Genomic DNA, 21911 nt, shown 5'->3' on the forward strand with positions numbered 1-21911 from the left:
GGGGCAGTGGTGGTCACGAGGAAATCCTTTGCATGGAATGGGTGAGGACTGAGGTGGCGGCGTCTGCCCGGTAGTGGGCGCCGATGGAGTGCGTGCGCTGCCGGGCCGCCGCCACGAGGAGTTCCGCGGCCAGCAGCAGGTTCCGGTCCTCATGGCCGGCCTGGTCCAGCCCGGCCAGACCGCGGCCCTCAAGGACGGTTCCCCACTGCGCCAGCCGGAGCGCGGCGGCGTCGAGGTCGGCGCCCGTGCGCGTGACTCCCGCAGCCGCGGTCATGAGCCTGCCCAGGGCCTCCCGGCTGAAGGGGACCGCCACGGCGCCGGCGGCGCCGGTCGCCCCCGTCCTGGGAGTAGCAGCCGCCGCGGGCGGCACATGGCTGCCGGGGTGGAATTCCCCGGTGGCCGGCGCGGGCCAGTCCGTCGCCGCCGGTGCGCGCAGGAAGTCCTCGACCGCCCGGCGGCCGAACACCAGGCCCTCCAGCAGCGAGTTGCTCGCCAGCCGGTTGGCCCCCTGGGCGCCCGTGCGGGCCACCTCGCCGGCAGCGTACAGGCCCGGTACCGACGTGCGGCCCCACAGGTCGGTGCACACGCCACCCATCCAGTAGTGGGCCGCCGGGGACACGGGCACGGTCTCTCTGGTCCAGTCATACCCTGCGGCGAGGGTGGCCGCCGTGATGGTCGGGAACCGCCGGGCCAGGAAGCCCGCGCCCTTCTCTGCCTCGATGCCGCGGGCGTCCAGGTAGACCGGGCTGTCCGGTGCTGCCCCGGTGGCGGCCAGGTGCAGGGCGATGCTGCGGGAGACGACGTCGCGCGGGGCCAGTTCGGCGTCGGGGTGGTAGTCGGGCATGAAGCGGTAGCCCGCGGCGTCCAGCAGCACCGCGCCCTCGCCGCGGACCGCTTCGGAGATGAGCAGGGCCGGCGGCCCGCCGGGGGTCTCCTCGGCGGCAAGGGTGGTGGGGTGGAACTGGAAGAACTCGAGGTCCCGCACCGCGGCGCCGGCACGCCAGGCCAGGGCAAGTCCGTCGGCGGTGGCGACCGCGGGGTTGCTGGTGCGGGCAAAGAGCCGGCCCGCACCGCCGGTGGTGAGCAGGACGGCGTCGGCAGCCAGTTCCTGGGGCCGTCCGCCGGCCAGGTAGGCCACGCCGGTGACCCGGGCCGGAACCGGGGCCGGCGTCAAGGGCGTGCTGCCGGGCCGTGACAGTTCGTCCGGCAGTGCTTCAGCGAGGTCGTCTGGTTCGGTCAGGAGCCCGGTGACGAACGCGCTGGTCTCCACCCGGAGCCGGCCGTGGCCGGCGCGGTCCAGGACGGCGCGTTCGAGGACGGCGGCGACGAGCCCGCGGGCGATGCAGGCGCCCGTCGCGTCCCCGCCGGCGTGCAGGATGCGCGGGGCCGAGTGTGCCGCTTCCAGGCCCAGGGCCGGTCCTCCGTCGGGACCCAGGTCGAAGTGCACGCCGTAGCGGCCCAGGCCGGCGATGTCCCGGACAGCCTCCGAGCACAGGACCCGTACTGCCTCGGCGTCGTTGAGCCCGGCACCGGCGGCGAGCGTGTCCGCGATGTGCGCTGCCACGGAGTCCCGGGGGGCGGCATCTTCCGGGCCCAGCACGGCCGAGATGCCGCCCTGGGCGTAGAACGTGTTGCTCTGCTCCAGCGTCCCCTTGCTCAGGAGGACCACCTCGATGTCACGGCCGCCGGTGGCGGCGTCAGTGGCGAGCAGCGCGGCGTAGAGCCCCGCAATCCCGCTGCCGACGATCACGAGCCGCCTGGTCACGGCCGCGCCGCCAGCATGCGCTCCAGGGCCACCTTGGCCGGGGCGGCCACGTCCTCGCCCACGGTGATGCGGTTCAGCACCTCGCCGCGGACGAGCGCTTCCAGGACCCAGGCGAGGTAGCCGGGGTGGATGCGGTACATCGTGGAGCAGGGGCAGATCACCGGGTCCAGGCAGAAGATGGTGTGCTGCGGGTATTGAGCGGCGAGCCGGTTCACCATGTTGATCTCGGTGCCGATCGCAAACGTGGTGGGTTCCGTGGCCGCGGCAATGGCCTTCTTGATGAAGTCGGTGGACCCGGCGGAATCGGCGGCATCCACCACCTCCATGGGGCATTCCGGGTGCACGATCACCTGCACGCCGGGGAACTCGGCGCGCGCCTTTTCGATCTGGCCCACGTTGAAGCGCTTGTGGACCGAGCAGAAGCCGTGCCAGAGGATTACCCGGGAATCGAGCAGGGTCGCCTCGTCGTTGCCGCCGAGGTCCTTGCGCGGGTTCCACATCGGCATCTGCTCCAGCGGCACCCCCATGGCCTTCGCGGTGTTGCGGCCCAGGTGCTGGTCGGGGAAGAACAGCACGCGCTGGCCGCGTTCGAAGGCCCATTCCAGGACCGTCGCGGCGTTCGAGGAGGTGCAGACGATCCCGCCGTGCTCGCCGCAGAAGCCCTTGAGGGCGGCGGAGGAGTTCATGTAGGTGACCGGGATGACCGGGACCCGGCCCTCGGCGTCGGGCTCGGTGCCGAAGACCTCCTCAAGCTGTTCCCAGCACTCGGTCACCGAGTCGATGTCCGCCATGTCCGCCATCGAGCAGCCCGCGGCCAGGTTGGGCAGGATCACGGCCTGGTCGGGGCGGGACAGGATGTCCGCCGTCTCGGCCATGAAATGCACGCCGCAGAAGACGATGGCCTCCGCGTCGGGCCGGGTCAGGGCTGCGTTGGCGAGCTGGAACGAATCACCCACGAAGTCGGCGTATTCGATCACTTCGTCGCGCTGGTAGAAGTGCCCCAGCACGACGGCGCGGTCCCCCAGTGCCGCTTTGGCGGCGCGGATCCGGGCGTCGAGCTCGGCGTCGGAAGCGAGTTTGTACTCTTCCGGGAGCTGGCCCTGACAGGGGGTGGAGGCCGGTGCGACGTCGGCGGAGGAGGCACCCGGCCCGTACGCGGGGACGCCGGCGAGGGCCTCGGCGAGGTCGTAGTCCCAGGGCCCGCGGGCCAGCGCGGGGCTGCAGGTGGAGGCGGCCGCGCCCTGTGCCATGGTGGTGGCCTGCTCGCGCGTGATCAGCTGGATTGCCGTGTTGACGCTGCTCATGGTGTGCTCCTGTTGTCTGGGTCGAGGCCTGGGCGGCCGGTGAAGCGGTAGAGGCGGGGCGGGCGGTGCTTGCCGCCCTGCAGATATTGGTCGGTTTCTTCGATTTCCGGCGTGGCCTTGACCTGCCGGCGGAAGTTGGCGGGATCGAGTTCGCGGTCCAGGACGGCCTGGTAGACCTCCCGGACCTGGGCGAGGGTGAAGTACTCCCCCAGCAGGTGGTAGGCGATGGATCCGTAGGCCATCTTGTTGCGCAGCCGCCACAGCGCGTAGTCGACGATCGAGTTGTGGTCGAAGGCCAGCTCGCCCAGCCTGTCGGCGCGGAACCAGCGCACGTTCTCCGATTCGTCGGCCAGCGCGGCCTCCGTGGGCTGGACGAGTGCCCAGTACACGATCGAGACGACGCGCTGGGTGGGCGAGCGGTGCAGCCCGCCAAAGGCGTAGAGCTGTTCCAGGTAATTCGGTGCCAGCCCCGTGGTCTCGCGCAGGTTCCGCGAGGCGGCGTCCTGGAGTGACTCCGAGTGCGTGAGCGGGCCGCCCGGCAGCGCCCAGAGGCCCTTGAACGGTTCGCGGATCCGGCGCACCAGCGGGATCCACAGCGTGGGCCGGCCGGACCGCTCGCTCGGACGCAGCGCAAAGATCACAGTGGAGATGGCCAGCGACGGCGGCGCGGTCTGGCGCTCCGAGACGTTGGCTGCTGTGGTGTAAACGGTGATCTACCCGCCCTCTGAGGTCCCGGGCGCGTCCCGCGATGGACTGCCCGGCTGGATCCGGCCCGACCGCCGGATTAGTTATAGTCACATTGACTAGAACTAATGATACGGCCGCGCCGCCCGGGCGCAAAATGTTTCAGGTCACATGGGCCGGCCGGGGTTGTCCCCGGCGCCCGGACCGGGCTTGTCCGCGGGTGCCGGCAACGGTATTAATCGGGGCTATGGACGGAGAAATCATGGGCCCGGAGGGTGTGGACGCGAAGGGCACAGACGCCGAGGCAGTCAGGGCGCGATACGCGGGAGCGGCCCAGGCATTCCTGGAGCTCGCCGGGCAGGTACCGCACCAGGCGTGGTCGCGGCCGGCACTGGGTGAATGGGATGTCCGGGCGCTGACCGGCCACACGAGCCGCGCCCTGACAACCGTGGAAACCTACCTCGCCACCCCGGCCACCGGAGCGCGGGTGCCGGGTCCAGTGGAATACTTCCTGGCCGTCCGGGGCGCCGCCTCGCCCGCCGCGATTGCGCAGCGGGGCAGGGAAACCGGGGAGGCGCTGGGCGAGGACCCGGCCGCTGCCGTGCGGGAGCTTGTCCACCGCGTGACGGCCCTCGTCAGGAACACGCCGGACGATGCCCCGGTGGCCACCCCCGCCGGAGCAATGACGCTCATCGACTACCTGCCGACCCGGACCTTCGAGCTGGCCGTTCACACCCTGGATCTGGCACGCGCCCTGGGCTTCCCGCCGCCCGCCGCCTTGGCCCCGGCGGTCGCGGCCTCCCTGGAGCTCGCCGGAGCCATCGGCTCCCGGTTGCCGTCCGCCGGTGATTTGCTGCTCTTGCTCACCGGCCGGACCGGCCTGCCCGAAAACCTGAGTGTCCTCTAGCCCGTGCCGGCGGCCGCGGCTTCCAGCAGCGGCAGGGTGCGGCCCTGGAAATGCGTATTGAGCACGATCACGGAGGACGAGCGCAGGACCGACCTGGTGGCGATCATGGCATCGAGGACGCGCTGGAGGTCCGAATTGGAGCGGGCGGCTATCCTGGCCATGAGGTCCGAGCTCCCGGAGACAGTGTGGATCTCGATCAGCTCGGGGATCCGCGCCAGGGCCTCCACGACGGCGTCGTGCCCGAGGTCCTGGTTGATCGTCAGGGAGCAGAAAGCCACCACGGGATAGCCGAAGTGCGCCGGATCGGGCTGCGGCACCCATGTGCCAATCACCCCGGCGTCCTGCATCCGGTCCAGGCGCGACTGCACCGTGGCGCGGGCAACCTTCAGCACCCGGGAGGCCTCCAGGACCGAGGCCCTCGGCGAATCCGTGAAAAATCGGACAATCTTTGCATCAAGCGGATCAACGTCCACTGATTCTTCCTTCCCAAGCGGGCCCGGGCCAGACAAACAGCCGCCGACGCCCCGATTCAGTGAGCAAACTGCCACCATGCTCTCACGGCGGAGGCGCCCCGGCGGCCGGGCGCCGGGCCCAAATCCGGTAAATTCAAGAGGTCCCATAAGGACGCAAAGATCCAAACCACACGAAGGTTCGCCATGACAATGAAGTCCACCGCGACGCTACCCACCGCGGTTCCCGCCCCGAGCCTGGGGCACAGCATGAAACCACGCCAGCTGACCATGATGGGACTGGGCAGCGCGATCGGCGCCGGCCTGTTCCTCGGCTCGGGGGCAGGAATCCAGGCGGCGGGACCGGCCGTGCTGATCTCCTACCTCGTCGCCGGAACCCTGATCATCCTGGTGATGTGGGCGCTCGGGGAGATGGCCGCGGCCAATCCCAACAGCGGCGCCTTCTCCGTGTACACGCAAAAGGCCATGGGCAAGACCGCGGGCGCCACCGTCGGCTGGCTCTGGTGGCTGCAGCTCGTGGTGGTCATCGCCGCCGAGGCCCTCGGTGCGGCCGGGCTCCTGTTCACGGTGTGGCCGGTGATCCCCGTCTGGGCGCTGTCCCTGATCTTCATGGCCCTGTTCACCGCCATCAACCTGGCGGGCGTGAAGAACTTCGGCGAGTTCGAATTCTGGTTCGCCATCCTCAAGGTGGCTGCCATCGTGATATTCCTGGCCATCGGCGGGGCCCTGCTGCTGGGCCTGCTGCCGGACGTCCCCTCCCCTGGCCTCGGCAACTTCACGTCCGGCTTCGCCCCGGCAGGCCTGGGCGGCATCGCAACCGCACTCTTCGTCGTCATCTTCGCCTTCGGCGGCACCGAGATTGTCAGCGTGGCCGCGGCCGAAACGGAAAACCCGGAGCACAGCGTCGCCCAGGCGATCCGCACCGTCGTCTGGCGGATCCTCGTGTTCTACATCGGCTCGGTATTCGTCATCGCGGCCATCCTTCCCTCAACCTCCGCGGCCCTGAAGTCCCCCTTCGCCGGCGTCCTCGACGTCGCCCGGATCCCCGGCGCCGGCGCCGCGATCACCCTGGTCGCCGTCGTCGCGCTGCTGTCCGCCCTGAACGCCAACCTCTACGGCGCGTCCCGCATGGTGTACTCGCTCTCCGAGCGCGGCGAAGCCCCCAAGTTCCTCTCCAGGCTCAACACGGCCCGGGTCCCGGTCGTGGCGGTGAGCGTCTCCGTGGCCTTCGGCTTCCTGGCCGCCGTCCTGGAACTGCTCTTCCCGGACCAGATCCTGCCGGCGCTGTTCCAGCTGGTCGGATCCACCTGCCTCGTGGTGTGGGGCTCGGCCCTGGTGTCCCAGCTGATCCTGCGCCGCCGGGCAGACCGCGACGGCACGGTGCTGCCGCTGCGGATGAAAGGCTTCCCGGGGCTGACGATCTTCGGGCTCGTGCTCCTGGCACTGATCTTCGCCGTCGGCTTCAGCAGCCCGGAGAGCAGCAAGCAGCTGGTCAGCACCCTGGTACTGGTGGCCGGCATCGCCGCGGCGTGCTGGACCGGCGCCCGGATCACCCGGAACCGCAACGCCGCCGCCGCTACCGCCGGCGCAAAAGCCGACCAGGCGGAACAGCCCAGCCGCTAGACAAATTGCCAAGCTCACCGGCGCGCGGGGCGGCATAAGTGTGCAGTCTGGGCACCCCAGCCTAGGCTGATTGCCCACCCCGCCGCCGGTGACTAGGGTCACAGGCATGGACACACTTCTCCCCGTGGCTTCCGGCAGCGCTGCCGGGCCGCTCACAGCCGATGAACTCCGCGAGCTCTATTCGCTCATGGTGGCAGTCCGGCACCTCGACACCTCGGCCATCGCCTGGCAGCGGCAGGGCATCATCCCCGGCTACGCCCCCGAACTCGGCCAGGAAGCGGCCCAGGTGGGCAGCGGCTACGCCGTGGACACCACCCGGGACTTCGTCTTCCCCACCTACCGCGAAATGGGCGTTGCCCGGACCCTGGGGGTGGACATGGTGGCCTACATGTCCACCCACAAGGCCACGTGGCACGGCGGCCTGTACAACCCGATGGAATCCCGGCTGGCCCCGATCCAGGCCGTCGTCGCCGGCTCCGTGCTGCACGCCGTCGGCTGGGCCCACGGCCAGACGCTGGATGCAAAGGACGGCGTCGCCCTGACCTACTTCGGCGACGGCGCCTCCTCGCAGGGCGACGTGCACGAGGCGATGAACTTCGCCGCCGTGATGAAGGCGCCCGTGGTGTTCTTCGTCCAGAACAACGGCTGGGCCATCTCGGTCCCCACCGAACGGCAGGTGGCCGGCGGCTCCGTCGCGGCCCGCGCCACGGGTTACGGCATGCCGGCGCTGAAGATCGACGGCGACGACGTCGTCGCGGTCCTCGAGGCGACCCGCCGCGCCTTCGCGCATGCCCGTTCCGGCAACGGCCCGGTGCTCATCGAGGCCATGACCTACCGCCGCGGCCCGCACTCCACGTCCGATGATCCGGGCCGCTACCGCTCCCTCGACGAGGAACGCGACGGCGCGGGCACCGACCCGCTCGAGCGGCTCCGGCAGCGGCTGCTGGCCGATGGAATTGCCGACGAGGCGTTCTTCGCCGAAGCGCTGGCCGCGGCCAAGGCCGAGGAGGAGCAGATCCGTACCGGCATCCAGGCCCTGGGCTCCCGGCCCGGCACTGAAATGTTTGACCTGGTCTTCCAGGAAACCACCCCTGCCCTGCAGGCCCAGGCCGCCAACTGGCGCGAGGAGTCCGAACATGTCTAACTCGATTCTCGAAGGCAGAGACGCCGCAGGCGAGAGCACTGCCGACGACACGGTCGCCAGCCCGGCCGGAAGCCAGCCCGCCACCACGGTGATGTCGATGCAGCAGGCGCTCAACCGCGCCCTCGACGAGGTCCTCGCGGACAACCCCAAAGCCGTCATCTTCGGCGAGGACTGCGGCCGGCTCGGCGGCGTCTTCCGCATCACGGACGGGCTGCAGGCCAAGCACGGCGCGCAGCGCGTCTTCGACACCCCGCTGGCGGAATCCGGCATCCTGGGCATGTCCGTGGGCCTGGCGATGGCCGGGTTCCACCCCATTCCCGAAGTCCAGTTCGACGGCTTCGCCTACCCGGCCATCAACCAGATCGTCTGCCAGATCGCCCGGATGAACTACCGCAGCCGCGGCACGATGCCGATGCCCATCACCCTGCGGGTGCCCAGCTTCGGCGGCATCCGCGCCCCCGAACACCACGGCGAAAGCCTCGAGGCGCTCTTCGCCCACGTCCCTGGACTCAAGGTGGTCTCGCCGTCGAACCCGCATGAGGCCTACCACCTGCTCAAGTACGCCGCCACGCGGCCGGACCCGGTGATCTTCATGGAGCCGAAGTCCCGGTACTGGCAGAAGGGCGAGGTGGACACCGCCAGGCACGATGCCGACGGCGGCTCCCCCACCGGCGCCAAGGTCATGCGTGAGGGCCGGCACCTGACACTCGTGGCCTGGGGCGCCATGGTGGCCCGCTGCCTGCAGGTGGCGGAGCTCGCCGCCGAGGACGGGATCGACATCGAGGTCCTGGACCTGCGCTGGCTCAAGCCGATCGACGCCGAGGCCCTCGCCGCCTCCGTGCGCAAGACGCGCCGCGCCGTCGTCGTCCACGAAGCACCGCTGACCTCCGGCCTCGGCGCCGAAGTGGCGCAGCTGATCACGCAAAGCTGCTTCGACACCCTCAGGGCGCCGGTGGAGCGCGTCACCGGCTTCGACGTCCCGTACCCCTCGGGCGACCTGGAAGACGAATACATCCCGAACATTGACCGGATCCTCTTCGGCATCCAGCGAGTATTGGAGTACAAACGTGGCTGAAATTTCTTTCCCCCTCCCGGATCTCGGCGAGGGCCTGATCGAGGCCACCGTGCTGGAATGGCTGGTTTCCCCGGGCGAGCAGGTGGAGCGCAACCAGCCGCTCGTGGAAGTCGAAACCACCAAGTCGGCCGTTGAATTGCCCAGCCCGCAGGCAGGTAAGGTAGTGCGTATCTACGGCGGGCCCGGCGACAAGATCAATGTCGGCGAGCCCCTGATTGTGTTTGAGGTGCCGGACAACACCGCCGGCATCGTGGGCACCGTCCCGAAGGAAGAGGCACCTAAGCGCCGGGTCCGCCTGAGCGCCGTACTTGATGAGGACTGAGAGCATGAGCGGCAGACACACCGGCGAGCAGCATTCGCACACCGTTGAGGGCACCGACCCCCAGCTGTACGTGCAGGTGCATGAGCCCCAGAACGACGCCGGGTTCCGTCCCGTCCTGCTGCTGCACGGCTTCTCCTCCTCCTCCAAGCTCAACTGGGAGGACAGCGGCTGGCTCACCGCGCTCCTGGAAGCCGGCCGGCGCGTCATCACCGTGGACCTGCCCGGCCACGGCCGCAGCGGCGCCCCGGAGGACATGGACTCCTACTCCCCCAGCCGGATCCGTGCGGACCTGCTGCAGATAGTGTTCGACGCCGGCGCGCGGCCGTTGCGCGACGGGGACCCGTCCAGCGGGCTCGACGTGATCGGCTATTCGCTGGGGTCCCGGCTCGCCTGGGAGTTCGGGGCCACACAGCACGAACTGGTGCACCGGCTGGTCCTGGGTGGCCCGAACGTCGCCGATCCCCTGGCGGACTTCGACCTGGTCGCCGCGCAGCGGTACCTGGCCGACGGCACGCCGATCGCGGACGAGTCGACCGCCGGGCTGCTGAAGATGGCCATGCTGCTGCCCAGCAACAACATCTTCGCGCTGCTGTCCCTGGTCGAGGCAATCAAGACCGAGCCGTACGACCCCGCCGAAGCGGTCCCCCACATGCCGATGCTCCTCGTGGCGGGGGAAAACGACGACCGGGCCGCCACCATGCCGGAGCTCGCCGCCCTGGGCGCCAAGGCGGGCGGCATGGTCGAACAGCTCGTGCTGCCGGGCCGCAACCACACCAACGCCATCACCAGCCGCGCCTTCAAGCAGGGCGCCATCAGCTTCCTGGGCGTCTAGGCAACCGCGCAGCTGCACGGCAGGCCGACAGCACAAGAGAGGCGCGGACCGCGGTCCGCGCCTCTCTTGTGTCTTGCTTTGTGGCTAGCGCTTGGCCGCTTCGGCCGGCGCGTGATGGCTGACGCCGAGCGGGCGGCCCTTCGTTTCCCCGGCCAGCAGGACGCCGACGGCGGAGATGACGCAGAGGATCATGATGTAGATGCCGATGGAGCCGGTCCAGTGGGTGCCCTGCAGGAGGACTTCCGCGATGGTGGCCGCAAACGCGCCGCCGAGGATGGCACCGAAGGCGTAGCCGATCGAGATGCCGGAGTAGCGGACCTCTGCGGGGAACATCTCGGCGTACATGGCGGACATGGGGCCGTAGGACAGCCCCAGGCCGACCGTGAGGACGAAGAGAGCGACGCCGTAGAGCAGGATGTCCTTGGTGTCGATCAGCGCGAACATCGGGATCATCCAGGCGAAGACAATGCCGTAGCCGATCAGGAAGGTCTTGACCCGGCCGATCTTGTCCGAGAGCCAGCCGCCGACCAGGGTGAAGACCAGCCAGCCGAAGGAAGCCAGCGTCGTGGCGAGCAGGATCTGCGGGGTGGGCATCTTCAGCGTCTTGGTGGCGTAGGAGATGAAGAAGGCAATCAGCAGGTAGCCGGCAGCGTTGTTGCCGATGAAGATCATCGTCGAGTAGAGGACGGCCTTCTTGTGCTTGCGGAGCAGCTCGCCCAGGGGCGCCTTGCTTTCTTCCTTGCGGTCCTGCATCTCCTTGAAGACGGGGCTCTCGGCAACCGCCCGGCGGATCAGGTAGCCGACGATGATCAGCACGATGGAGAGCAGGAACGGCACACGCCAGCCCCAGGACGCGAAGTCTTCCTTGGACATGGAGGTGTTGAGGAAGTACAGCAGGCCGGTCGCGAGGATCATGCCGACCGGGACGCCGATCTGCGGGTAGGCGCCGAACAGGCCGCGCCTGCTCTTGGGAGCGTGCTCCACGGCCATCAGGGCAGCGCCGCCCCATTCACCGCCGGCGGAGAAGCCCTGGATGACGCGGAGCAGGATCAGCAGAATCGGGGCCCAGACGCCGATCTGCGCATAGGTGGGCAACATGCCGATCAGGGCCGTGGCGGCACCCATCATGATCAGGGTGAAGACCAGCATGGCCTTGCGGCCGAGGCGGTCGCCGAGGTGGCCGGCGACGATCGCGCCGAGCGGGCGGAAGAGGAAGCTGATGCCGATCAGGGCGAAGGACAGAATCTGTGCCAGGCCAGGGTTGGAGGCGTTCAGCGGGGCAAGGAACAGCGGTGAGAGCAGCGTTGCTGTCAGCTGGGCAAAAATAAAGAAGTCGTACCACTCGATGGTGGTGCCGACCAGGGTCCCGGCGAGGACCTTGCGTTCCTCGTGTTTGCTGCTGGGACCCGCCTCAGAATCTACGGATGAAGTTACGGTCATTGGAACTCCGTTGCTGGGGGCAGAGGTACTGCCCGGGGTGGGTGCGAAGTGGATAACTGATGCCTCATGAATTACTGATCGAACGGTCAGTTAGTATCCTGAATACTACTATGAAAGGTGTGATAAGGCACACATATTTCGGGGGAGTGTTTTCCGCGGGTCAGTCAGTGCGGTTGAGCAGCTCGCGGACCCTGGCCCGGACCGGCTCGCGGTCATAGGTGTTGACCAGGGCGCCGGCCATGCGGACGGGGTCGCCGAAGAAGAAGTACTCGTAGAGCGACTGGCGCCCGGAGAACCCGGAGATCGAGGCGTCGAAGGCCAGCTTGAACAGCCGGACCCGCTCGGGGCCGGTCAGGGTCTTGCCCTGCAGGTACAGCTCGATGTCCTCCCGGGCCTCGCTGTTGACGTCCGCCTCCCCCGGCAGGGCCATAAGGCCCGACGCCGAGAACTTCCGGATGATCTGCGGGAAGCGCTGGGCGATCTTCGGGTACCAGTTGCGGGCGGCGTTCAGGGTGGACCACTTCGGCAGCATGACGCCGGCGTCGTTGAGCCCGGCGTCGGCCTCGGACGCGCGGACCAGGGCCTTGCCGATTTCGACGTCGATAATCAGCTCTGCGATGTCCTCCTGGATGTGCTGGAACCCGTCGATGCCGATCGATTCGGCCAGTTCCGATGCCAGGCCCAGATAGAACTCGCTCTTGGCGATGGTGCGGGTGACCACCTGGTGGGTCATGAGCGCGCCGGCCCCGGTCTCGGTGTAGAAGCTGTTGCACAGCTGCGGGTGGCCGAGCATGAAGATGCGCTCGTTGGGCACGAAGACGTGGTCAAAAACCGCGACGGCGTCCATTTCCTCATAGCGGGAGGCCAGCGGCTCGTCGTGGGTGCTGCCGCCGTTGTACAGCGAGGTGCGGCAGAGGTAGCGCAGGCCCGGGGCGTCGTTCGGGATGGCGAACGCGTAAGAGTAGGGCGCGTCCTCCGGAGTGCCCCGCAGGACTGTGGACGGAAATACGAGCAGTTCGTCGGCGATCGGGGCGATAGTGGCGAGCATGCGCGCGCCCTGGATAACGATCCCGTCCCCGCGCTCCTCCACAATCCGGGCCGAGAGCTGGCCGCCGAGCTGCTCCGAACCGGAGACGGAGCGGTTGACCTGTGGCGGGATGAGGGTGTGGGTGGCGAGCACGTCGTTTTCCCGGACCCACTCGTAGTAGTTGCGGATGTTCTCGCCGAATTTCGGATCCGCCTGCGCGAACCACTTCCCCGCCGTGCCCAGCGCGGTCAGCGCGGAGTTCATATAGTCCCCGGAGCGGCCAAGGAAGCCGTTGGAGGACTCGGCCCAGATGGAGATGGCGCGGCGCCGCCGCTGGAGGTCCTCGACAGTCTTCGGCACCAGGAAGGAGGCATTGACCAGGTCCCCGGTGCTGGGTGAGGCGTAGGTGAGCGCCTCCTGGTACTGCGGATCATGCTGCATGTCGAAGAGCCTGGCGTAGGAGCGGGCCACATTGCGGAAGGCCGGGTGCTCGGCGATCTTCTCGCTGACCACCTCGCCGTCGATCACTACATGCGGGGTCATGGCATTGAGCTTGTCCAGATACTGCCGTCCGGTACGGATACCCATTGGTCTTCCTCCAGTCGTCGTTGAGCTGAATTGCCGGGAAGAAATGTGGCGCTAGAGCAGATCCTCCATGCCCAGGTGGCTTTCCGGGATGGTGGTAAAGGTGCTGTTGGCGAAGGCCAAGGCATCACCGTTGCGGTAGTTGAAGTCCACTACCTCGCCGATATACAGGGTGTGGTCGCCGCCGTCGTACGCCGCCCAGGGCTTGCATTCGAAATAGGCGAGGACATTGGACAGCCGCGGCGCAGTCTCCCCCTCCACCCACAACGGCTCGGGGCCGGGCCTGCCGGCGAAGTGCATGGCCAGGTACCTCTGCTCGGCACCAAGGATATTCACGGCGAAGGGCCTGCCGGCGAGCTCGTCGTGGGCCTTGGCCGTGCGGGCGATGCTCACCAGCACCAGCGGGGGGTCCATCGAGACCGAGGTGAAGGAGTTCACGGTGATGCCGTGGCGTTTCGTGGCCCCGTCGAAGGTCACGATTGCGACGCCGGTGGCAAACCTGCCGAGGCTGCCCCGGAAGTGGTTGGCCCGCGGTGACGACAGGGGGCCCTGGGCGCCCCCGGCGTGGCCGCGCGGCGTGGCAATCATCATGGATCCCTAGCGTTCGTTGCGTTTCCCGACCGTGGTGCGGGTGTGCATTGGATCAGCCGTGTTCTATGGTCGAGTTCTACACATGTGTTCTATAATCGAACAAACAGTTCCCATATAGAACGCTAGCGGACCATGAGCCGGAACACAAGGGTAGCCCGGCGTGCCCGGCGTCCAGCAACCCCGCACCTAGGATGGACCCCATGACCCCGAATGCCGGCGCCGCCCAGGCTTCCCCGTCCCAGACGCTGTCCCGCGGCATCAGGGCGCTGGAGATCCTCGCCGAGGCCCAGCAGCCGCTGACCATTGCCGAACTCGCCGATGCCATGGGCGTCCACCGCTCCGTGGCCTACCGGATCCTGCGCACCCTCGAGGACCACTCGCTGCTGGTCCGTGACGACGGCGGCCGCGTCCAGCCCGGCCCGGGCCTCGCGGTCCTCGCCCGCGGGGTCTCCCGGAACCTGCAGTCGGCGGCGTTGCCGGAACTGACGCTGCTGGCCAACACCCTGACCATGAGCGCCTTCGTGGCGGTCTGGGACCGGGAGGAGTGCGTGACGCTGGTGACCGTGGATCCGCGGCACAGCGGCGCCGCGGTGGTGCAGCACCCGGGGTCGCGGCACCCCATCAGCGCAGGGGCGCCGGGCATTGCGATCCAGTCCGCCTTCCCGGAGCCGGAGTGGCGGGCCCTGGTCCCGGGCATCCCGTACCGGTCCGAGGCGGCCGAGGCCCGGCGCCGCGGCTATGCCGCCAGCCATGACGAGGTGATCCCCGGGGTGTCCTCGATTGCGGTGCCGCTGCGTGTGCCGGGTGGGCGTCCGGCCGCCCTCGCCGTCGTCTATATCCGCGCCGCACAGGATCCGGACGAGGTCGCCGCGGCCCTGACCGACGCGGCGCGTCGCATCGAGGCGCAGCTGGGCTAGTGCGTGGAAAGTGCCGCCGACGCCCGTTTTCCCCGATGCCCCATCAGTAGATGTCCTCATGCCGCCGTTTTAGGGACCATAAGTAATGGCGCAACGGGGGCAGGTTAGGGGTTAGGCGGCCGGGGCCGTCTTCTTCCCGCGCTGCCGCAATACGACGGCGGCCGCCGTTCCCAGCAGGAACAGCGCCGTGGCGGCGCACACCGGAACCAGGAACGCCGTCGAATACCCGAAGTTCTGCGCCAGCTGTCCGGCGATGGAGGATCCGAGCGCGGTGCCGGCCACAATGCCGCTGGCCAGGGCTGTCATGACCGTGCCGAGCTTTCCGGCCGGGGCCACGAGACCGCCGATCGCGAAGACGGTGACCATGAGCGGACCGACGGGCAGGCCCAGGATGAGCAGCACAAGGACCATGGGCAGCGCCGTCGAGGGCAGCAGCAGTAACGATGCAAAGCCGGCCATGAGGGCCGCGCAGGCAATCCAGCGGGCGTTCACCGTGAAGCGCCGGGGCCAGTACGCGACCGAGAGGGCGGCCGCGGCGGAGCTCAGTCCCATGACGGCGTAGAGCAGGCCCGCGAGTTCGGAGGTGGCGAAGCTGGCGGAGAAGGAGCTCAGGGCTGTCTGGGTGGAGCCGAAGAACGTGCCCATGCACACCATCGCCAGCACGGGGAGGGCGACGGCGGCGAAGGATTGGACGCGCTGGGCTGCCGTGCGGGTTTCCCTGTGGTGGTCCACCGCCGTTGTGGGCGCCGCGCCGGCCGTGTGTCCTGCGGCCGGACCGGCGGGCCGGCGCTTCGTTGTGCGGACCACCGCAAGGTGCGTGGGGTGGACGGCGAAGGCGGGTACGAGGACCACGGTCAGTGCCGCGGCGAGGGCCAGCGGCAGCCACGGCGCGAGCATGCTCGCGAGGATCCCTACGAGTGCGGGGCCGAGCACGAAGGTGAGCTCGTCCGCGGTGCTCTCATAGGAAAGGGCGGTGTCCAGGTCCGCGGAGTTCCCGCCCGCACTGGTTCCGGAGCCGGACGTCCGGGACGTCAGCGCCATCCATCGGACGCGGGCCAGCGGACCGACCTGCGGGCAGCTCACCCCGGCCACGAAGGCCGCGGCCAGTACGGGCACCGCGGCGACAAGGTCGTGGACCCCGGGGATGAGGTAGGCCGTGAGGATCAGGGCAACGATGGCCACGGTGTTGGCGATCGCGGATACGAACAGGACGCCGCGCTGGCCGAGCCGGTCAGCCAGGACGCCGAGGACGGGGGCACCGAGTGCGGAACCGATGCCGACGGCGCCGGCCGCGGTGCCGCCCACGGCATACGAGCCTGTGACGGCGGTGACCAGTGTCAGGGCGCCGACTGTCAGCATGGCCAGCGGCAGGCGGGCGAAGAGTCCGAGGGGGATGAAGCTGCGACCGGCGAGCAAGGGCAGCTGCGCGTAGCGGCCGCCCTTGGCGGGCGCCGGGACCGGCAGAGCGTCAGCCGAAATTGCGGCGGCCGGCAGCGTATCGGTCGAAAGTGGGGCGTCAAGAGTAGACACCACAGAAGACGGTGAAGGGTTCATGGTTTCCGGGTTCGCTAAATGCTGCGCATCGTCCCTCCTCCCGATGCGCGCGACCCGGTAACAGACCAATGATACCCGATCCCGGGGTGCCCCGCCCTGGGAGCAGTCCCCGGGACCCAGACCCCGCACCGGTCCCAGAGCGGGCCCCGGGGGCGGGCTCAGACCCGGGTGTCGTCGCTGATGTGAAGGGTGGAGCCGCCGCGGCCCTTGACCACCTGGAGCTGAGTGCCGATGCGCTGCTTCATTTCGCCGACGTGGCTCACGAGCCCCACCACCCGGCCACCGTCACGGAGGCTTTCGAGGGCGTCCATGACTTGTTCCAGCGCCTGTTCGTCGAGGCTGCCGAAGCCCTCGTCCACGAAGAGGGTCTCGATGTCCACGCCGCCGGACTCGTGCTGCACGACGTCCGCCAGCCCAAGGGCCAGCGCCAGGGAGGCCATGAAGGACTCGCCGCCGGAGAGGGTGGCGGTGTCACGGCGCTGCCCGGTCCACTCGTCCACGACCTCCAGGCCAAGGCCGGACTTGGCGCCGCGTGCTGCCTTGGCGTCTGTGTGCTGCAGCGTGTAGCGGCCATCGCTCATACCGATCAGGCGTTCGGAGGCAGCGACGGCCACCTGCTCGAGCCGGGCGGCGAGGACGTAGCTGTTCAGGCTCATGCGGTAGGTGTTGTCTCCGCCGCCCTTGGCCGCGTCGGCGACGGCGGTGAGCAGCGCGGCCCGGTCCCGCGGTTCCCTGCCGGCGGCGGCGAGGTCCGCGTAGTCACCGGCGATGCGTCCGAGGATCCGGAGCGAGTTTTCCGCCAGCCCGGCCGCAAGCACGGCTTCCCTGGCTTGGCGTTCAGCCGCCGCCGATTCCGTCCTGAGCTGCTCGAGGGCGGCGCCGCTGACAACGTCCCCGGCGGCCCGCTCGGCTGCCGCCAGGGCCAGGTCCTCTCCGGCGAACAGTTCCTGGATCCTGGCGGCCTCGTCCTGTCCGGCCCGGATGGCCGTTTCGAGGCTTGTTGCCACCGGCGTTGGCAGCAGCGCTTCCCGTGCCGCGGTTTCGGTGCTGAAACCGGCCCCGGGGAGGGCCTCTTCCAGGTGCCGGCGTGCTTCCGCGGTGCGGGCGGCGGCCTGTTCGTGGGCCGAGTGCGCGGCGGCGGCGTGCTCCAGGACCGCCGTGGTTGCTGTCAGGGCGGCAATCCGCTGTTCGAGGGTCGCGTGGCCGGCGCGCAGCTTGTCCAGGGTGGCTTCGAGGGCCTGTGCCTGTTCGTCGATTTCGGCGATCGTCGAATGCGTCTGCGCGATGCCGGAGGCGGCGTCGGCCTGCGCCCGCTCGGCGTCGGCGATCGCCGCTTCGAGTTCTGCCAGCCGGGCCCGGCTGGCAGCAAGGTCCGTGGCAGCACGGACGGCGTCATCGGCCCGTTCCCGGGCCAAGGCTGCCTCCTCACGGGCTTCCCCGGCAGGTGTGTCGCCGCCTTGGGCGGCCAGGACGGCGGCGTTCTGTTGGGCCTCGGCGAGCTCACGACCTAGGGCGGCGACGGCGTCTTCTGCCGTGTCGCTGGCCAGTTGAGCGGCTTTCTCGGCCTCGGCGACGGCCAGGGCGGAGGCTGCGGCGGGGGCAGGTGCCGGGTGCTCAGGGCTGCCGCAGACAGGACATGGGACCCCGGCCAGGAGCTGGGTGGCGAGTTCGGCGGCGGCGTTGGTGAGCCGTTGCTCACGGAGGTCCAGCCAGTGCTGCCTCCGGTCCTGGTGCGTGCTGCGGGCCGCGGCGTGCTGTCCGGCGATTGCCGCGCACTGGGCCTCGGCGGCGTGGAAGCGGCCAACGATGCTCACGAGTTCGTCCGCTGCCGTGGCTTCCTTGGTGCGCAACTGGACTTCCGCGGCCAGCTCCTCGAGGGGGCGAAGGCCGGCGGACAGGGCCGCCGACTCAGTGCGCAGGGTGTCCAGTGCGGCGGCACCGGCCAGCCGTCCTTTTTCCAGTTCCTGCAGTTGCAGGCGCAGCCGGCTGCCGCGCTGGGTCAGGCCGAGGAACCGGGCTTCGTCGGGCAGGCGTTCGGTGAGCACGGCGTGCAGGGACCGCAGCCGGGCGAGGGTTCCGCGGACGGCCGCGCTGTCCAACATGACGGCTTTCCCCGCCCGGACGGGGACCGCCGCGGCGTCGCCGGCGTCGTCGTCAGCGTCGTCGGCGGCAGAGACGTCGGCGGTGGAGACGCCGGCGTCGAGGACGTCCTGCCCGGCGAGCTCCGGGGCTGTGGCGGCCGCGGACCGCAGCTGCCGCGCGGCCTCCAGGAGGGCCGTTCCTGCCAGGTCCTCCGCTGCGGCGGCGCTTTCGACTGCCTGCAACTGGCCGCCGAGCTTCTCGGCCTGGCGGTGCAGGCCCAGTGTGACGGCCTTGTCCGCCAGGACGGGGGCGGCGGCGTCGGCGTCGATCCGCCGCTGTTCCGCGGCGGCGAGTTTGGCGTGGCGGTTGGCCCGCGCGTTTGCCGCCTCCAACAGGGACGCCTGATCGGCGGCCTGCTTCTCGGCTTCCGCGGCAGAGCTGCGCCGGTCCTCCGCGGCGGCTGCCGCGGCGGAGTCGAGCCAGGCCAACAGGGCATCGGGCTCGTCCCGGCCGGGGGCGCCGTCGGGGTCGAGTTCGAGCGCCGTTGTTTCGGACTCCGCCTGTGCCAGCAGCAGGTCCAGCTTCGCGTTGAGGTTGGCGACCTCGGCCTTGGCGGTCTGCGCCTGCCGGGACAGTTCCTGTTCCACGGCTTCAAAGCGCTGGGTGCCGAACAGGCTCTGCAGCAGCTCCAGACGGTCGGACGCCTTGGAGCGCAGGAACGCCGCGAAGTCCCCCTGCGGCAACATGACCACGCGCGTGAACTGGTCCCGGTTCATGCCCAGGACGTCGGCGATCTCGGCGCCGGCCTCATCATTCCGGCCCGATTTCTCCACCCATGCGCCGTCGATGCGTTCGCGCAGCAGCGTGTTGGCCTGCTGGACAGTGAAGCCGTTCCGGCCCCGGGCACTCGGCTTGTCCCACGCGGGCGAGCGGGAGACTTCGAAGTGCCGGCCCTTGGCCGAAAATTCGCAGGTGACGCGCGGCTCGGCGGCGGCCTCCGCGTGGTCGCTGCGCAGCCGCTTTCCGTCCTGGCGGGCCCCGGGAACCGATCCGTAGAGGGCGAAACAGATGGCGTCCAGGACGCTGGTCTTGCCCGCGCCGGTAGCGCCATTCAGCAGGAAGAGCCCGTGTGCGCTCAGGCGGTCGAAGTCGATCCGCTCCGTGCCGGCAAACGGGCCGAACGCGGAAATCTCCAAGCGGTGGATCCTCACAGGGACACTCCTTCCAGGCGTACGGCGTCCAGCGCCTCGGCGAGGACGGCGGCTTCGGCCTCGGAAGCGGGCCTGCCCCGGACGTGCTCGAGGAATCCGCAGCAGACGGAAAGGTCGTCCCCGGCTTCGGCAAGGCGGCTGCTGTAGCTGGCTTTGGGCGCCGCGCCGGGACCGTCGGGATCGAAGCCGAGCACCAGGGTGTCGGGGAACCGTGCCCGCAGGCGGTCCATCGCCTGGGCCGGACGGGCCTCGTCCGTCAGCGTGATCTGGCAATAGGCGGTCTCGGCCCACGCGAAGTCCTCCGACTCCAGGAGCTCATCCAGCTTCCCGCGGAGCACTGCGAGGGTCCGGGGCGCGTCCCAGAGCACTTCGCGCACGCCGCCGATCCCCTCGGCGTCGACCTCCACGAGCCAGCTGCCCTTCCGGTGCTTCGCTTCCGAGAAGGAGTACGCCAGCGGCGAGCCGGAGTAGCGCACCGCCGGGGAGAGCTCCTGCCTGCCGTGCAGGTGACCCAGCGCGGTGTAGCCAAAACCGTCGAAAAGATCCAGCGGAACCGCGCCGACGCCGCCGATACTCAGATCCCGTTCGCTGTCGGAGCTGATGCCGCCGCTGGCAAAGGTGTGCGCCAGGACCACCGAATGCACGGTCCGGGTCTGGCTCCGGTGCCGCACGTCGGCACGGATCCGTTCGGTGGCTGCGCGGGTGACCTCGAAGTGGCTCGCGGTCTCGACCTCCAGTTGCTCGGCGACCAGCCGGGGCTCCAGCCAGGGGATCCCATAAATGGCGAGCACCGGCGCTGCCTCGTTCCCGGCGTCGTCCCCGAGCGGAAAGAGCACGGGAACATCAAGTTCGTTCAGCCGCGTGCGCAGATGCACTCCCCCGCGCTCGAGCAGCCGCGACGCGAACCCCAGCCTGATGGCGGAGTCGTGGTTGCCGCTGGTCAGCACAACCTCGGCGCCGGCCCCGGTGAGGCGCACCAGGGCGTCATCCAGCAGGCCGACGACGTCGACGCCCGGCAGTGCGCGGTCATAGACGTCACCGGCGATGAGGACGACGTCGATGCTCTCTTCCCGGACAAAGGCCACGAGCTGGTCGATGAAGGCGCGCTGGGCATCCAGCATGCCGACGCCGTGGAAGGACCGGCCCAAGTGCCAGTCGGAGGTGTGCAATAACCGCATATTCCTACGGTATCGGCTGCCACCGACACTCTTGCGCCACCACCCCGGAGGTGTGACGGAGGTTAAAAGTGGTCAGCAGTGGCTACTTCCCGCCCTTGCGGTCGAAGAAGCTGCGGGCCTCGTCGTTGCCGCCGGGTGCGGCCGAAGCAGAAGCGGTGGTGGCGGTGACGCCGGCCAGCTCAGCATCATCGAAGCCGGCGCCATTCACATCGGCTTCCGTGAGCTTTCCGTCGGTCTGGGCGGTGGGCTGGTCAGTGGCCGCGGCAGCAGCCGGGTCAGTGGTCCGGGCCGACTGGACAGTGGCCTGGACGAAGCCGCGGAAAACCAGCCCGGCGATGGCCGCACCGACCACCGGTGCCACCCAGAAGAGCCACAGCTGGCCGAGCGCGTCCGGGCCGCTGAAGATGGCCGACGCCGTTGCCCGGGCCGGGTTGAACGGCACATTGCCGAGGGCCTGGCCCAACTGCAGGAGCATCGCCGTCGTCAGGCCGACCGCGAAGGGCGCAGCCGGGCTGGCCGGATTCCGGCGGGCGGTCGTGGCAAGGAATATGGCCACGAGCAGTGCGGTGCCGAGGACCTCCACGAGCAGTACGCCTGCCATGGGCACCTGGATGATCGAGTGCTCGCCGAATCCGGCGGCCACCGTGGCGAACGCGCCCTGGGAGTCGTTGATGGTCGGCACGGTGCGCAGGACGCCGTACAGGGCGACGGCCCCGAGCACGGCGCCCACCAGCTGCGCGCCGATGTAGGCGGCGGCGTCGGCCAGCCGGATCCGGCCGGCGATGGCGTTGCCCACGGTGACGGCGGGGTTGAAGTGGCCGCCGGAGACGTAACCGACGGCGAGCATCGCCGCCGTCAGGGCCAGACCGGCAGCCAGGGCCGCGGGCAGCGGGCTGGATTGCGGAATGGTGAACAGCGGCACGCCCAGGCCTGCAACCACGACGATCAGGGTCCCCAGGGCCTCGGCGGAGAGCCGGGCCACGAGCCCGGGCCGGGGCGGGACGTCGCTGGCGGCCGGTGGCTGGTCGTCAACGGAGTCGGGGGCTGGCACAAGCAGGGTCATGGTCAGGATTCCTTTGCTGGCGGCGCGCCCGGGGATGCAGTTGCGGCGTCGCTGGACCGCCGCCGGGTTCGTGGTCCGGGGCGGCCTCGGCCGCCTGGAGAATGGGTCCGCCAGCAGTCTGCCAGCGCAATCTGGAC

The 21911-nt window shown here is 69.5% G+C and carries 18 protein-coding genes; 7 read left to right on the forward strand and 11 right to left on the reverse strand.

Annotated features, from left to right (window positions below; translation table 11 throughout):
- Window positions 1–13 precede the first annotated feature (13 nt).
- The 3 genes from B5X90_RS14910 to B5X90_RS14920 are packed head-to-tail and all read right to left on the reverse strand — an operon-like array spanning window position 14 to window position 3782.
- Window positions 14–1765: an L-aspartate oxidase gene (locus B5X90_RS14910; RefSeq protein WP_079554383.1), complete on the reverse strand. Its 1752-nt coding sequence runs from the start codon at window positions 1763–1765 to the stop codon at window positions 14–16.
- The gene (gene nadA, locus B5X90_RS14915) at window positions 1762–3069 is read right to left on the reverse strand and encodes a quinolinate synthase NadA (RefSeq protein ID WP_079554385.1); all 1308 of its coding nucleotides are present in this window, start codon (window positions 3067–3069) and stop codon (window positions 1762–1764) included. The genes B5X90_RS14910 and nadA overlap by 4 nt, the downstream gene beginning before the upstream one ends.
- On the reverse strand, window positions 3066–3782 hold the full coding sequence (locus B5X90_RS14920) for an NUDIX hydrolase (RefSeq protein WP_079554387.1): 717 nt from the start codon (window positions 3780–3782) through the stop codon (window positions 3066–3068). Before B5X90_RS14920 ends, nadA begins: the two co-directional genes overlap by 4 nt.
- A 218-nt stretch (window positions 3783–4000) precedes the next feature.
- Here B5X90_RS14920 and B5X90_RS14925 point away from each other — a divergent pair, with 218 nt between their 5' ends.
- On the forward strand, window positions 4001–4660 hold the full coding sequence (locus B5X90_RS14925) for a maleylpyruvate isomerase N-terminal domain-containing protein (protein ID WP_218670201.1): 660 nt from the start codon (window positions 4001–4003) through the stop codon (window positions 4658–4660).
- Here the strand turns inward: B5X90_RS14925 and B5X90_RS14930 are convergent.
- Window positions 4657–5133, reverse strand: a complete 477-nt coding sequence (locus tag B5X90_RS14930) for an Lrp/AsnC family transcriptional regulator (protein WP_079554389.1) — start codon at window positions 5131–5133, stop codon at window positions 4657–4659. The genes B5X90_RS14925 and B5X90_RS14930 overlap by 4 nt on opposite strands.
- Before the next feature lie 183 nt (window positions 5134–5316).
- On the opposite strand from B5X90_RS14930, the gene B5X90_RS14935 reads away from it, so the two are divergent.
- From B5X90_RS14935 to B5X90_RS14955, 5 genes are all read left to right on the forward strand, one after another.
- Window positions 5317–6753, forward strand: coding sequence for an amino acid permease (locus B5X90_RS14935; protein ID WP_079554391.1), 1437 nt, complete (start codon window positions 5317–5319; stop codon window positions 6751–6753).
- Between the two features lie 106 nt (window positions 6754–6859).
- On the forward strand, window positions 6860–7897 hold the full coding sequence (locus tag B5X90_RS14940; protein WP_079554393.1) for a thiamine pyrophosphate-dependent enzyme: 1038 nt from the start codon (window positions 6860–6862) through the stop codon (window positions 7895–7897).
- Window positions 7890–8972 carry an alpha-ketoacid dehydrogenase subunit beta gene (locus tag B5X90_RS14945; RefSeq protein WP_079554395.1) on the forward strand — a complete coding sequence of 361 codons (1083 nt, stop codon included), beginning with the start codon at window positions 7890–7892 and terminating at the stop codon, window positions 8970–8972. Before B5X90_RS14940 ends, B5X90_RS14945 begins: the two co-directional genes overlap by 8 nt.
- The gene (locus B5X90_RS14950) at window positions 8965–9294 is read left to right on the forward strand and encodes a biotin/lipoyl-containing protein (protein WP_018775751.1); all 330 of its coding nucleotides are present in this window, start codon (window positions 8965–8967) and stop codon (window positions 9292–9294) included. Before B5X90_RS14945 ends, B5X90_RS14950 begins: the two co-directional genes overlap by 8 nt.
- Window positions 9295–9298: 4 nt before the next feature.
- Window positions 9299–10126 (forward strand): alpha/beta fold hydrolase, encoded by an 828-nt coding sequence (locus tag B5X90_RS14955; RefSeq protein WP_079554397.1) that lies wholly within the window; start codon window positions 9299–9301, stop codon window positions 10124–10126.
- 84 nt (window positions 10127–10210) lie between these two features.
- Here B5X90_RS14955 and B5X90_RS14960 read toward each other — a convergent pair whose 3' ends face one another.
- The 3 genes from B5X90_RS14960 to B5X90_RS14970 all read right to left on the reverse strand — a co-directional run bounded on the left by B5X90_RS14960 (window position 10211) and on the right by B5X90_RS14970 (window position 13769).
- Window positions 10211–11566: an MFS transporter gene (locus tag B5X90_RS14960; RefSeq protein WP_079554399.1), complete on the reverse strand. Its 1356-nt coding sequence runs from the start codon at window positions 11564–11566 to the stop codon at window positions 10211–10213.
- Window positions 11567–11726: 160 nt separating this feature from the next.
- Window positions 11727–13181, reverse strand: a complete 1455-nt coding sequence (gene hpaB, locus B5X90_RS14965) for a 4-hydroxyphenylacetate 3-monooxygenase, oxygenase component (protein WP_079554401.1) — start codon at window positions 13179–13181, stop codon at window positions 11727–11729.
- Window positions 13182–13232: 51 nt separating this feature from the next.
- Window positions 13233–13769 (reverse strand): flavin reductase family protein, encoded by a 537-nt coding sequence (locus B5X90_RS14970; RefSeq protein WP_143264776.1) that lies wholly within the window; start codon window positions 13767–13769, stop codon window positions 13233–13235.
- Between the two features lie 200 nt (window positions 13770–13969).
- Between B5X90_RS14970 and B5X90_RS14975 the strand changes: the two genes are divergently transcribed.
- On the forward strand, window positions 13970–14686 hold the full coding sequence (locus B5X90_RS14975; protein WP_079554404.1) for an IclR family transcriptional regulator: 717 nt from the start codon (window positions 13970–13972) through the stop codon (window positions 14684–14686).
- A gap of 111 nt (window positions 14687–14797) precedes the next feature.
- On the opposite strand, the gene B5X90_RS14980 is transcribed toward B5X90_RS14975, so the two are convergent.
- The 4 genes from B5X90_RS14980 to B5X90_RS14995 all read right to left on the reverse strand — a co-directional run bounded on the left by B5X90_RS14980 (window position 14798) and on the right by B5X90_RS14995 (window position 21774).
- Entirely contained in the window at window positions 14798–16240 is a 1443-nt protein-coding gene (locus tag B5X90_RS14980) for an MFS transporter (protein WP_079554406.1), read from the reverse strand.
- 158 nt (window positions 16241–16398) lie between these two features.
- Window positions 16399–19533: an AAA family ATPase gene (locus B5X90_RS14985; protein WP_079554408.1), complete on the reverse strand. Its 3135-nt coding sequence runs from the start codon at window positions 19531–19533 to the stop codon at window positions 16399–16401.
- Window positions 19530–20711 carry an exonuclease SbcCD subunit D gene (locus B5X90_RS14990; RefSeq protein ID WP_079554410.1) on the reverse strand — a complete coding sequence of 394 codons (1182 nt, stop codon included), beginning with the start codon at window positions 20709–20711 and terminating at the stop codon, window positions 19530–19532. The genes B5X90_RS14985 and B5X90_RS14990 overlap by 4 nt, the downstream gene beginning before the upstream one ends.
- Window positions 20712–20793: 82 nt before the next feature.
- Window positions 20794–21774 carry an MIP/aquaporin family protein gene (locus B5X90_RS14995; protein WP_079554412.1) on the reverse strand — a complete coding sequence of 327 codons (981 nt, stop codon included), beginning with the start codon at window positions 21772–21774 and terminating at the stop codon, window positions 20794–20796.
- Window positions 21775–21911: the final 137 nt, after the last annotated feature.

The organism is Arthrobacter sp. 49Tsu3.1M3 (assembly GCF_900168135.1).
Lineage (GTDB): Bacteria > Actinomycetota > Actinomycetes > Actinomycetales > Micrococcaceae > Arthrobacter.